The following is a 12,448-nucleotide window of genomic DNA, read 5'->3' on the forward strand; positions in this document are numbered from 1 at the left end:
GAGGAGTTGAATCTTGGCGAATTCCTCGATCCTGAGGCTATCCAGGCCAGCGCCTTTCTGCTCTAAAACCGAAGCCTGGGCCATTTTGACTCTGGCCCCCAGGTCGGGGTGGGCCCGAATCAAAGAGAGCTGATCTTCCACGGAGGCTTGTTGGACGCAGATTACCATGGCCTGGTGCAGTTCATCCAGGCTGTGCCAGGGTCGCGTAGCCCAGGCTTGCTCGGCAATCCAGGGCGAGTGCTCAAACACCCAACCCACCGCTTTGACAAAAGCTTCTCGGGAGAGCTGGTTGATTTCGCCTAAGGTCATAGGAACGTCCAGGATCCAGGGTTTGGGGGCCATCAAAGCCGGTATATCTCAAGCCCCAGGTCACAGAACATAGTTCTGGCCTTTCGCTTTAGGCCCTCGACTTCTGGTATTGACCCCCCAACCTTCTGGCTGCAGTAGACCCGCCCACCAGACCGCATCCCAAAACTGCAAATACCGCCTCCAGGATAATACCTGGCTGGGCGACCTGTGCAGTCTGGTTCGCCCTAAAAGGTGCGTTGGGGAAACCCCTTCGTCAACCTTATATCCGCCTCCATGCCAGACCGTTGTTTCGCTACCGGGAGAACTTACCCCGTCTTTTCATGCATACTGTTTTGCAGCACTTTTTCAACGGCCTCGAGGGTATATTCCAGCTCCTCCCCACCGTGAGCCGCCGAGAAAAACGCAGCCTCGAACTGGCTAGGAGGCCAGTACACCCCGTGCAGCAACAAACCATGAAAAAATTGTTTGAAGACCCCGGTATTGGACTGCACGGCATCGGCATACGTAGAAACCGGCCCAGCATGGAAAAATACCGTGATCATCGAACCTACCCGGTTAATGGAGATGGGTATTCCTGAGCGATGAAAGGTGTTCTCGAGCCCTTCCTGCAAAGCCCGACCGTAGCGCTCGAGGCGTTCATAGGGCGGATCCTGGGCCAGCAGTTCCAGGGTCGCGATCCCGGCTGCCATCGCTACCGGGTTCCCGCTCAGGGTTCCGGCCTGGTACACCGGGCCCAGCGGGGCCACCTGCTGCATGATCCCGGCCCGGCCCCCATAGGCCCCCACCGGCAGCCCACCCCCGATAATCTTGCCCCAGCAGACCAGACCCGGCTGCAAACCCAGAAGCTCCACGGCCCCGCCAGGGGCCAGTCGAAAACCGGTCATGACCTCATCGGCGATCAGCAAGGCGCCATACTGCTTTGTCAAGTTGTGTAAAGCAGCGAGGAATTCCGCAGTCGGGATCAGCACACCGGCATTGCCCACCACCGGCTCGAAGATTACTGCTGCGATCTCGTAGCCCCGCGTAGCGAACAGCGCCTCGAGCCCTTCGGGATCGTTGTAGTCGGCCACCAGCGTGAGGGCCGCAAAGGTTTGAGGAACCCCTGCGCTCGAGGGTGCGCTCTGGGCCGTACCGCCGCCGGAGGTAAGCAGACCCGAACCGGCCTGCACCAGCAGGCTGTCGGCGTGGCCGTGATAGTTGCCACGAAACTTGACAATCAGGTCACGCCCAGTAAACCCCCGGGCCAGGCGCAACGCGCTCATGGTGGCCTCGGTGCCACTGCTCACAAAACGCACTTGGTCGCAGCCGGGATAGGCCTGCAGAACCTTCTCAGCCAGCACGATCTCGCGCTCGGTAGGGGCCCCGTAGCTAAGGCCCTCCTCCAGGGCTACACCAATGGCTTCCTGCACATGGGGGTGGTTGTGTCCCAGGATCATCGGCCCCCAGGAGCCCACATAGTCCAGCAGTTCGTTTCCATCTACGTCCCATAAGCGGGATCCACCAGCCCTGGCAATAAAACGCGGTGTGCCCCCCACAGCCCTGAAAGCCCGCACAGGCGAGTTTACTCCTCCCGGAATCACCTGTTCGGCGCGTTCAAACAAGACTTCCGAACGTAAAGTGGTTATAGGATCCATGCCCGTGACCTTAGCATTCATGCCAGGGCGGTGGCAATCCTCCAGAACCTTAAGGCACTAGGGCAGCAACTGCATTTATGTGTACCCCAACGGCAATCTCGAGGGGTTGGCCACCCCCGCAATGACACTTTTGTGACACTCTTGGAGGTTTATCTGTTATTGATAGCCAATTGCAGATGAAGCGTCTGGCACTGATCGGGGTATCACAGCGAAGGGGCGGAACGGCAGCGCTCCAGGCCTGGAACGCGTGGGCACAGACCCCTCCGGGCTGGCCAGGGGGGCTGATTACCGAAGCAGTACCGATTGCAACCTGCAACCGCACCGATCTGGTGCTGGCCCTGGCCGAGGGTGTGCAGCTTGAAGACGTGCGCGCGGCACTGGTGCCACCCCACCTACCCAGGGGCTACGCCTTCGCCGGGGAGGCCGCCCTCGAGCACCTTTGCCGGGTGGCAACCTCGCTGGACTCGCTCAATCCCGGTGAAGACCAGATCATGCAGCAGGTACGGCAGGCCTTCGAAACGGCCCGACAAGCGGGCGCGGTGGGGCCGATCACCAGCTTCGCTTTCCAGAGCGCCTTGCGCATTGCCAAGCGGGTGCGGCGCGAGGTACCACTGGCTCCGGCCAACACTTCGCTATTCAGCCTGGCCCGACCCGAGTTCGAAGCAAGGCTGCCCCGCCCCGCCCGGGTAGCGGTGCTGGGCATCGGTGAGATGGGTAGCCTGGCCGCCCGCAGCCTGGCCACCAACCCCGGTATCGAACTCTGGCTGGTCAATCGCACCGGGGCCAGAGCCGAGGAGCTGGCCCGGGAGCTGGGGGCAAAGGTGATGTTGCTGGATGCCTTCCTCGAGCACCCTCCTGCCATTACAGGTCTGGTGACCGCAACCTCGGTGAAACACCTGATAGGCAGAACCTTCGTCAAAAATCAGCCTGAGCTTAGGGCTATCGTGGATCTGGGCCTGCCGCCCAATGTCGAACGCACCGCTGTAGAGGGAAGACCGGTAGCACTGATTGACCTCGAGTGGATGCAGCGCCTGGGCGAAGCGCGCCGGCAGCGCCTGCGTGCAGACCTGGCCCGGGCCGAGCAGATTGTGGCCGAGGAGCTGGATACCACCCTCTCGGAGTGGGCCGAGCGCGAGATGGGGCCTGCCATCGCGCAGATGCGTGAAGTCTACCGGCGGACTCTGGAAGAGACCGTGGGGGAACTGGTAGAGCCCGAGCTCGTACAACGGCTGGCCCACCGCTTCGCGCATTTTCCCGCCAGGGGTTTGCGCGGTCTGGCCCGCAAGCATGGAGCTGAAGCAGCACAGGTTTTTTTGCAGGAAGCCGGTCTGGGCCTGGAGGAAAAGGAGCCCAATCGGAGCAACCCTGCGGATTCGGGAGACAAGCATGGGTGAGCGGGTGCGCATCGCCACCAGGGGCAGCCGTCTGGCCCTCTGGCAGGCTGAATGGGTGAAAGAGCGCCTCGAGAGGCAGGGTGCGAGGGTCGAGTTGGTCATCATCGAGACCCAGGGGGATCTCGAGCGGACCCCATTCGCCCAGATGCAGGGCCAGGGGTTCTTCACCAAGGCTGTGCAGGACGCGGTACTGGGGGGGCAGGCCGACCTGGCAGTGCACTCCTATAAAGACCTGCCCAGTGCCACCGTCGAGGGCCTGGAAATCGCTGCCGTCCCGCCGCGTGAGGATTCACGCGAGCTGTTGCTGGCTCGTCCACCTGCGGTAGACCCTGGCGACCCCGTTTTGTCTTTGCGAAAGGGCATCCGGGTGGGCAGCAGCGCGGTGCGTCGCCAGGCCCAGCTCCGCCACCTGCGGCCCGACCTGGAATGCCTGGAGTTGCGCGGCAATGTGCCCACCCGGGTAGAGAAGCTCGAGCGGGGCGATTACGATGCCATCCTGCTGGCCCACGCCGGGGTCAAACGGCTGAACCTGGATCTGACCGGTTTCCACGCCCTGGTGCTGGAGCCTCACCGGCTGGTACCCGCGCCGGCACAGGGCGCGCTGGCCCTGGAGTGTCAGCGAGACCACTCCTCCCTGAAAGCCCTGTTGCAAACCCTCCACGATCCCGTTGCTCAGACCACCGTCTCAGCCGAGCGGGGCTTAATGCGGCGCCTGGCCGGGGGCTGCCAGCTTGCGCTGGGGGCCTCGGCCCGGCTGGTTGAAGGGGGGGTTGAACTGCTGGCCTGGTATGGCGGGAAGCTCTACACGGCGGAGGGTACGACCCCGGAAGAAGTTTCCGAGGCTATGTTCCGGCAAATCCAGTGGGAACACCCCGAGGCGGTGGGGACATGACGGTAGCCCTCACCCAGTCCGAGGGGCGGCTCGAGGGGCTCGAGTCGCGGTTGCGTCAGCGCGGCCTCGAGGTCTGGCGCGTACCCCTGGTCCGAACCCAGACCCGCCAGGGCGCAGATCTGTCGCGGCTGCTGGACTGCCCCTGGTGGCTTTTTAGCAGCGTTGCGGCAGTACGTGCGGTGCTCGAGCTCGGCGGTTCACTCCAGGGCCGCCGGCTGGGCGCAGTGGGGGAAGCCACCAAAGAGGCGCTGGAGCAGGCCGGAGGCCTAGTGGAGCTGCTGGGTTCAGCGACACATGCTGCCAGTCTGGCAGAAGCCTTTATCGCACTTGGTGAAGCCGGTTGCGTGGGTCTGCCGCAGGGCCACCGGGCCTTGCCCACCCTGGCCCGTGGCCTGAGCGAAGCAGGCCATCAGGTGCGCGCGGTTATCGTGTACGACACCTTTTCACTGCCCTGGCCCGACCACCTGGAAACACCCGACCTCACCCTGCTGGCCAGCCCTTCCGCGGCCGAGGCTCTACCGGTCAGAATCGGGGCGAACACCCACTGCCTGGCCCTGGGGCCCACCACGGCACGCTGCTTGCGGGAGCGAGGCTGGCCCCACACCACCCTCCCCAACCCCAGCGAGGAGGAAGTAGTAGCCACCATCGAACAAATCCTGGAACGTAAATGTGGGAGACGCCACGAGGTGAACAGTGCCTGATCTGAAAAACCCCCAGACCCTGCCGGTAGACCAAGCGGTCGAACTATTGCACCGTCCACGCCGACTGCGCGCCAGCCAGCCCCTGCGCGACAGCGTAGCCGAAACCCATCTGCGGCCCGCCAACTTTATTGCACCCTTCTTTCTGGTGCCAGGGCAAGGGATCGAGGAGCCCATTACAGCGCTGCCAGGGGTCTCGAGGTTGAGTGTAGATCTATGGCTAAAACAGCTCGAGCGGGCTCTGAAGCTCGGTCTTCGCTCGGTTTTGCTGTTTGGGGTGCTGCCCGAAAACAGCAAGGATCCCCTGGGAAACAACGCCGCCGACCCCACAGGCCCGGTGCCCACTGCCATCCGGGCGGCCAGAGCGGCTTTTGGTGACGAGATCGTGCTCTACACCGACGTTTGCCTGTGTGCTCACACCACCCACGGACACTGCGGGGTGCTGCAAGACACCCCGCGCGGGGTACGGATAGACAACGACACCACGCTACGCCAACTGGCGGAGATGGCCCTGACCCATGCGGAGGCCGGGGCCGACTTCGTAGCGCCTTCCGACATGATGGACGGGCGGGTGGGGTATCTGCGCCAGACGCTCGACCAGGCCAGGCATACCGGGGTGGGCATCCTGTCCTATGCAGTCAAATACGCCAGTGCGTTTTATGGCCCCTTCCGCGAGGCGGCCCATAGCGCCCCCAGCTTTGGTGACCGGGCTACCTACCAGATGGATACGCGCAACAGCCGCGAAGCCCTGCGCGAGGCAGTCCTCGATGGGGCCGAAGGGGCCGACCTGCTGATGGTGAAACCAGCCCTGGCCTACCTGGACATCCTGGCCCGGCTACGACCCACCACTCATCTACCGCTGGTAGCCTACAACGTGAGCGGGGAGTACGCCATGCTCAAGGCCGCAGCCCAGGCCGGCGCGCTGGATGAGGCCAGAGCGGTGCGTGAAGCCCTGACAGCCATCAAGCGCGCAGGTGCCGATCTGATCATCAGCTACCACGCTCTGGAGGCGCTCGAGCAGCAGTGGATCTGAGGAGGTTGGGGATGGTCTGGGTTCGTTGGTTGAAAAGCTCTAGGCGCTGGGTCTGGCTGGCCTTTGCGCTGGTGGTGGTCTTTTTAATTGCCCAGGTGTCCTGGTGGCTGATTTTTCAACGGCAGTATATCCAGCAAAATATCGAGTATGCCGAGACCACCTGGCTTCATGAAGCCGCTCTATTGCAGGAGTTGTGGCCAGCGATCGAACCCTCCCGGCGCGAAGCCCTGATCAAGGAGATGGGTGTAGCCTTTCCGCACATCGAAGTGCAGGGTGAAACCGTGTTCGTCAACCCCGAACGACTGGTGGAGTACCGCGCCGAGCAACTGGGTTACCTGAGGATGTTTGCCTACGAAGGACCTTTCTTCCTGCTGGTGATGCTGGGCGGGCTGTGGATCATCGCCCACAGCCTGCGGAGCGAACAGGAGTTCAAACGCCGCCAGCAGAATTTCTTGATGGCTGCTTCGCATGAGTTCCGCACCCCCATCAGCACCCTGCGGCTGCTGGTGCAGACCCTGCTGCTGCGCGAGTTGTCGAAGGAAAAACAGCAGGCCTATCTCACCCATATGGGCCACGAGGTTGACCGGCTGGAAGATCTCTCCGAGCGCCTTTTGGCCACCTCGAGGCTTGCCCAGGGCATGAACCAGGTCAGGGCCAGCCGCCTCGAGATTGACGAGCTGGTGCGGCAAATACTCGAGCGCCAGCGCGAGGTGCTGGAAGCTAGAGGGGCCAGACTACACTTCGATTCTGGCCCCAACCCAGTACTCGTAGACCTCGACCCCGAGGCATTCGGGCTGGTCTTGTCTAACCTCCTGGACAATGCGGTCAAGTACAGCCCAGGGGCCGAGAAGCCAGTCTGGATACGGCTCTGGGCCAGCCAGACCCAGGCCGTGCTGGAGGTCGAAGATCGAGGCATCGGTATCAGGCGAACCGAGGCCGCTCATATTTTCGAGCCCTTCTACCGGGTAGGCGACGAACAGACCCGCAACACCCGTGGTCTGGGTCTGGGGCTATATCTGGTGCGGGGGATTACCGAGTTGATGGGCGGAAGTGTGCAGGCCGAACCACTGCCCCAGGGCACCCGGTTCAGCCTGCGTTTCCCGCTGGCCCAGCCAACCCCCACCTCGAGACCCGAAAGGAATCCGGTATGAAGGCACAGATCCTGATCGTGGAGGACGAGCCGGCCATAGCGCAGGTGCTGGCCGACAACCTCGAGGGTGAAGGGTGGGCCGTGGAAATCGCCCCCGATGGAACCACAGCGACTCACCGCTGGCGGGAGCTTAACCCCGACCTGGTGGTGCTGGATGTGATGCTACCCCGGCTGAACGGGCTCGAGGTCTGCCGCCGGTTGCGGGCCGAGGGGTTCACCACCCCGGTACTGTTCCTTTCGGCCAAGGGCCAGCCAGAAGACCGGGTAGAGGGGTTGCAGGTGGGGGGCGACGATTACCTGGGCAAGCCCTTCCACCTGCCCGAGTTTTTGCTACGGGTACATAACCTGCTCCGACGCCGCGAAGAAACCCGCGCCGCCCCTGCCTACGGCTTTGCCGGGCACCGGGTGGACTTCCGCGCCTGGATCGCATATTTGAGGGATGGTCGCAAAGAGGCGCTGGGCGAACGCGAGATGGCGATTTTCCGGCTCCTGGCCGAGCGGGCCGGCGAGGTGGTGAGCCGCGACGAAATTCTTGACCGGGTCTGGGGCCAGGAGGTCTTTCCCAGCAGCCGCACCATTGACAACTTCGTGGTGCGCTTACGCCGGCTGTTCGAGCCCGATCCAGCCCGCCCGGTACACTTCCACACCGTCTGGGGGGTGGGCTACCGCTTCACCCCCCAGCCCGAGACCAGGGCCGAAGAAAACCCCGCCCTGGCCACCAAGGAGAACCTGTGAGTATCGTTCAAACCGTCCGATCCACCCCTCTCTTTTTACGTGCAGCCTGGGGTGAGGATACTCCTCGCGCCCCGGTCTGGCTGATGCGTCAGGCCGGGCGTTACCTGCCCGAGTATCTGGCCATTAAGTCCAGATCCAGCTTCTGGGAGATGGTGCGCACCCCCGAGCTGGCTGCCGAGGTTACCCTGCAACCCCTGCGGCGCTTCGCGCTGGACGCAGCAATCCTGTTTAGCGACATTATGACCCCGCTGCCCGCGATGGGCCTGGAAATCCAGTTCAACCCTGGCCCGGTGGTGGCCAGGCCGCTGCGCACACTGGCCCAGATCGAAGCCCTGGGTCTGCCCGAGGCGCGGGAGATCGCCCCTTTTGTAGAAGAAACCATCCGGCTGGTGCGACGCGAGCTTGAGGGTCGCGAGGTTGCAGTGATCGGCTTTGGCGGGGCGCCCCTGACCCTGGCCACCTACCTGATCCAGGGAGCGGGCACTAAAGACTACGAGGAGTTTCGCGCTTTCTTGCGGTATGAGCCCGTTGCGGCGCACCGGCTGCTAGAGAAACTCACCGAGCTTTCGATCCGCTACCTGAAAGCCCAAATTCAAGCAGGGGCTCAGGCCATCCAGCTTTTCGACTCCTGGGCCGGACTGCACGACAGCGCGACATACCGCGAGTTTGCCCTGCCCTACAATCGTGCCCTCTTCCAGGCCCTCGAGGGTCTGGGAGTACCGCGCATCTACCTGGCGGTAGGGGCCTCGCACCTTTACCCGGTGCTGTCCGAGCTGCCCTGCGAGGCCGTTAGTGTGGACTGGCGGCTGAGCCTGGAGCAGATCCGCCCGCACTTCCCGGGCCGCGTCCTGCAGGGCAACCTCGACCCTGCAGTCTTGCTGGCCTCGCCCGAAGTTATTGCCCGTGAAGCCCGGCGGGTTTTGCGGGCCGGCCTGGGCGGCCCCCACCTCTTCAACCTGGGGCACGGGGTGATCCGTACCACCCCGCCCGAACATGTAGCCCACCTTGTCGAGACCGTGCGGCAATTCAACCGACACTCAGTGGAGCCGCTATGACTGGGCGACAGCCCGACCGTTATGCAATGGAGCAGCCATGACTGAACCCAAACCCGAAGCCAGGGAGTACCAGGAAAAGCAGACCCGCCGCATGGTGGACTTAGATCCTGCGGGCCTGATCTCGCGCAAGGCCCCCGACCAGGCCAGGCGGCAGTTTTTGAACTACGCCTTCTTCAAGCTCGACCCTGCCTTCAGGCGGCTGGGGCGCGACCTTATCGAGACCGCCAAGGCCGAGTTCGCCGGGGTGTGCGAGGAGTGGGCGGGCCGGGGCGAGGGCTTTATCCTGCGCAGCTACAGCCTGGTGGGGCTGCGCTCCGACGTGGACTTCATGCTGTGGCGCATCGGTTTCGGGGTGGACGACTTCCAGGCCATGCAGCGGGCCTTGAACCGCACCGCCCTGGCGGGTTACCTGAGTCAGCCCTTCTCGTTCCTCTCGATGCAGAAACGCTCGATCTACGTAGATCGCTTCAACCCCGAGGGCGAGGGGGTGCACCTGCTCCCAGGCCAGGGCGACTACCTGTTTGTCTACCCCTTTGTCAAAACCCGCCCCTGGTACGACCTCTCGCCGCAGGCCCGGCAGGGCATGATGGACGAGCACATCTACGTCTCGGCCCCCTTCACCGGCGTGACCCTGAATACCTCCTATTCCTACGGGATTGACGACCAGGAATTCGTGGTAGCCTTCGACTCCAACCACCCTCAGGAGTTCGTGGATCTGGTGCAGCGGCTGCGCTTTACCGAGGCCAGCCAGTACACCCTGCGCGACACCCCGATGTTCACCTGTGCGAAGAAGGACATCCGCGAGATTTTGGAAGACCTGGCGTAAGTCAGGGGTCTAGGGTCTAGAGTCGAGGGCTAAACCCGACCCCCGCCCGACGTTTGACGCCAGACCCTCGACCCTCAGCAACCTATGGAGCACCCATGAACGTTCTCTTAATGGCCTACGGCACCCCTTACCGACGCGAGGAGATCGAGCCCTACTACACCGACATCCGGCGAGGCCACCCACCCAGCCAAGAGCTTTTGGAGGAACTCGAGGAGCGTTACCACCTGATCGGGCGTAGCCCGCTGAACGAGATTACCTTCGCTCAGGCGGTGCGCCTCGAGGCTGCCCTAAACGCCTCACTGCCGCTCTTTCTCGACCCCCTCACAACCTCACCCGGTGCACGGGTACGCGGCCCGGCCCGGGTCTACCATGGCACCAAGCACTGGCATCCCTTCATCGCCGAGGCCGTGCGGGCCATGGCCGAAGACGGGGTAAAACAGGCCGTAGGGGTCGTGGCCGCGCCGCACTTCTCGGCCCGCAGCATTGCCGAGTACCGCGAAAGGGTCGAACAGACCCTCTCGGAGCTGGGGCATCCCTTTGAGTTCCGCCTGGTCGAGGAGTACTTCGACCACCCTGGCTATGTGCAGGCCCTCGCCAACCGGGTGGCTGAGCAACTCTGGCGTCTGACCGCACCCAAGAGCGCTTTTTTTCTTTTCACCGCCCACTCCATCCCAGAGCGTGCCGCCCAGGACGGACGTTACCAGGATCAGGTGCGGGGCACCGGCGAGCAGGTGGTACGGCGGCTGGGTCTGCGGCACTGGGACACTGCCTGGCAGTCGGCGGGTCGCACCCCCGAGCCCTGGATTGGGCCGGATGTGAACGAGAAGCTCGAGGAAGTCGCCACCCGGGGCTTCAAGGAAGTGGTGGTAACGGCGGTGGGCTTTCCGTCGGACCACCTGGAGGTCTACTACGATCTGGACTATGAGGCCCAGCACACCGCCCAGCGGCTGGGTCTGCGATTGCTGCGCACCCGCAGCCTCAACGCCGACCCCGACTATGTCGAGGTGCTGCGCGATCTGGTGGTGCGGGAGTGGGTCGGCTTCGCTTCCGATACAGCCCATCCAGAGGCTATTGAAAAGGGGTTCTAAGTGGCACATCTGGTAATTGTTGGAGGGGGTGCTTCCGGGCTGGCCGCAGCCTACCAGGCCCGCAAACTCGCCCCCGATTTGCAAATTACTCTGCTGGAGGCTGGTTCCCAGCTAGGGGGCAAAATTAAGACGGTGGCAGAGGATGGCTTTTTGCTCGAGGGCGGCCCCGACGCAGTGGTGCGCTACAAGCCCTGGGCCCTGGAGCTGATGCGCGAACTCGGCCTGGAAGACCAGATCGTAGGCACCCTTCCGGCCAAGCCCTCAGCCCTGATCCACCAGGGTCGCAAGGCACAGCCGATTCCCGCAGGCTTGCAGATGGTGGTGCCGGGCGACCTGGGAGCCCTGGCCCAGAGCCCGCTCCTGAGCCCCCTGGGGAAGGCTCGGGCTGCCCTGGATTTGCTTATCCCCAAAGGGCCGGAGGGCGACGAAGCCTTCGGAGCCTTCATCGAGCGCAGGCTGGGGCGACAGGTGTGGGAGCGGCTGGTGGCCCCGCTCTGTGGCGGCATCTACGGCGGCGACCCCTACGAGCTCTCCACCCTGGCGGCCTTCCCGCAGCTCAAGTCCCTCGAGCTGCAGCACGGCAGCCTGATCCGGGGTGCGATGCAGCAGCGCAAGGAGCGCGGCAGCCGCGAGGCCGGGCAGCTCTTCGCCTCGCTTTCCGGCGGTCTGGGAGCAATGGTCGAGGCTCTGAGCGCTCGGTTGACGGATGTCCATGTCCGACTGGGCACGGCGGTGACGGGCCTCGAGCGCTCCAATGGATGGACAGCTCACACCCCTGAGGGATCGTTAAGCGCAGATGCCCTGGTGCTGGCAACGCCCGCTGACGTCACCGGGAAATTGCTCGAGCCCCTCCACCCCGAAGCAGCTTCTGCGCTGCAACAAATTCCCTACGGCAACTCAGCCACGGTGAGCTTCGCTTTTGCCAAGGAGCAGCTGCCCCCCAGAGTAGGCCACGGAATCCTGATGGCTGCCAGGCAGGGCTTTAGCGCACGGGGCTTTACCTGGACCGACCAGAAATGGCAAGGCCGTGCTCCCGAAGGCTTTGGCCTGGTGCGAGCCTATTTCTCCGGGATCGGGGCCGACGAATCCCAGCTCATACAGCTAGCCCTGCACGACCTGGCCAGGTTATGGGGACAGCATCCCCAACCCCTGCGTACCTGGGTTTTCCACTGGCAGCAGGGCCTGCCGCGTTACACTGTGGGACATCAGGAACGGGTGACCAAAGCTTTGGAGGCCGAGCAACTTCCCGGACTCTACCTGACCGGAGCCACCTATCAGGGGGTTGGATTACCTGAGGTTATCCGAATGGGTCGCACCACAGCCCAAAGGGCGCTTCAGCATTTGGCAACCCCCAATTCCACACCTGCAACTACTTGAGGTCATCCCCTTTGGCCTCGAGCCAGCACAGGAGGCTATGCGATTGATCCTCACTTGTGGGATTCCACTTTGAATTTGATGGCTGTTTTCCACGCTGCCCGCCGGGGGGGACAGCAAGAAAATTCCTGTCACCAAGAGGTAGTCACCTGGGTGGAAAGCAGGGAAAGACTTGGCGCGCCCGAGAGGACTCGAACCCCTGACCCGCCGCTTAGAAGGCGGCTGCTCTATCCACTGAGCTACGGGCGCATAGTTTGTGC

At 63.4% G+C, this 12,448-nt stretch carries 12 protein-coding genes and 1 tRNA gene; 10 read left to right on the top strand and 3 right to left on the bottom strand.

The annotated features are described in order from the left end of the window. The coding region (gene uraD / locus Q0288_RS12570) for a 2-oxo-4-hydroxy-4-carboxy-5-ureidoimidazoline decarboxylase (RefSeq protein WP_299430935.1) at positions 1–342 on the bottom strand (342 nt) is incomplete at its 3' end. A gap of 272 nt (positions 343–614) precedes the next feature. After that, the gene (gene hemL / locus Q0288_RS12575; protein WP_299430937.1) at positions 615–1,943 is read right to left on the bottom strand and encodes a glutamate-1-semialdehyde 2,1-aminomutase; all 1,329 of its coding nucleotides are present in this window, start codon (positions 1,941–1,943) and stop codon (positions 615–617) included. A gap of 176 nt (positions 1,944–2,119) precedes the next feature. On the opposite strand from hemL, the gene Q0288_RS12580 reads away from it, so the two are divergent. The 10 genes from Q0288_RS12580 to hemG all read left to right on the top strand — a co-directional run bounded on the left by Q0288_RS12580 (position 2,120) and on the right by hemG (position 12,191). After that, complete coding sequence (locus Q0288_RS12580) at positions 2,120–3,337, top strand: glutamyl-tRNA reductase (protein WP_299430939.1); 1,218 nt, start codon at positions 2,120–2,122, stop codon at positions 3,335–3,337. Next, complete coding sequence (gene hemC / locus Q0288_RS12585) at positions 3,330–4,229, top strand: hydroxymethylbilane synthase (RefSeq protein ID WP_299430941.1); 900 nt, start codon at positions 3,330–3,332, stop codon at positions 4,227–4,229. The genes Q0288_RS12580 and hemC overlap by 8 nt, the downstream gene beginning before the upstream one ends. Continuing rightward, complete coding sequence (locus tag Q0288_RS12590; protein WP_299430943.1) at positions 4,226–4,930, top strand: uroporphyrinogen-III synthase; 705 nt, start codon at positions 4,226–4,228, stop codon at positions 4,928–4,930. The genes hemC and Q0288_RS12590 overlap by 4 nt, the downstream gene beginning before the upstream one ends. Further along, positions 4,923–5,960 carry a porphobilinogen synthase gene (hemB, locus tag Q0288_RS12595; protein ID WP_299430945.1) on the top strand — a complete coding sequence of 346 codons (1,038 nt, stop codon included), beginning with the start codon at positions 4,923–4,925 and terminating at the stop codon, positions 5,958–5,960. The genes Q0288_RS12590 and hemB overlap by 8 nt, the downstream gene beginning before the upstream one ends. 11 nt (positions 5,961–5,971) lie before the next feature. Continuing rightward, complete coding sequence (locus Q0288_RS12600; protein ID WP_299430947.1) at positions 5,972–7,111, top strand: HAMP domain-containing sensor histidine kinase; 1,140 nt, start codon at positions 5,972–5,974, stop codon at positions 7,109–7,111. Beyond that, the gene (locus Q0288_RS12605) at positions 7,108–7,845 is read left to right on the top strand and encodes a response regulator transcription factor (protein ID WP_299430949.1); all 738 of its coding nucleotides are present in this window, start codon (positions 7,108–7,110) and stop codon (positions 7,843–7,845) included. Before Q0288_RS12600 ends, Q0288_RS12605 begins: the two co-directional genes overlap by 4 nt. Continuing rightward, positions 7,842–8,900, top strand: a complete 1,059-nt coding sequence (gene hemE / locus Q0288_RS12610; protein ID WP_299430951.1) for a uroporphyrinogen decarboxylase — start codon at positions 7,842–7,844, stop codon at positions 8,898–8,900. Before Q0288_RS12605 ends, hemE begins: the two co-directional genes overlap by 4 nt. A gap of 37 nt (positions 8,901–8,937) precedes the next feature. Further along, on the top strand, positions 8,938–9,726 hold the full coding sequence (locus tag Q0288_RS12615; protein WP_299430953.1) for a chlorite dismutase family protein: 789 nt from the start codon (positions 8,938–8,940) through the stop codon (positions 9,724–9,726). Positions 9,727–9,821: 95 nt separating this feature from the next. Beyond that, the gene (hemH, locus tag Q0288_RS12620; protein ID WP_299430955.1) at positions 9,822–10,814 is read left to right on the top strand and encodes a ferrochelatase; all 993 of its coding nucleotides are present in this window, start codon (positions 9,822–9,824) and stop codon (positions 10,812–10,814) included. Continuing rightward, a complete protein-coding gene (gene hemG / locus Q0288_RS12625) occupies positions 10,815–12,191 on the top strand; it encodes a protoporphyrinogen oxidase (protein WP_299430957.1) in 1,377 nt (458 codons plus the stop codon). It abuts the gene before it with no gap. A gap of 170 nt (positions 12,192–12,361) precedes the next feature. Here hemG and Q0288_RS12630 read toward each other — a convergent pair. Further along, positions 12,362–12,437: transfer RNA gene (locus Q0288_RS12630), tRNA-Arg, on the bottom strand. Positions 12,438–12,448: the final 11 nt, after the last annotated feature.

Source organism: uncultured Meiothermus sp., assembly GCF_937863175.1.
Classification (GTDB): Bacteria; Deinococcota; Deinococci; order Deinococcales; family Thermaceae; genus Meiothermus.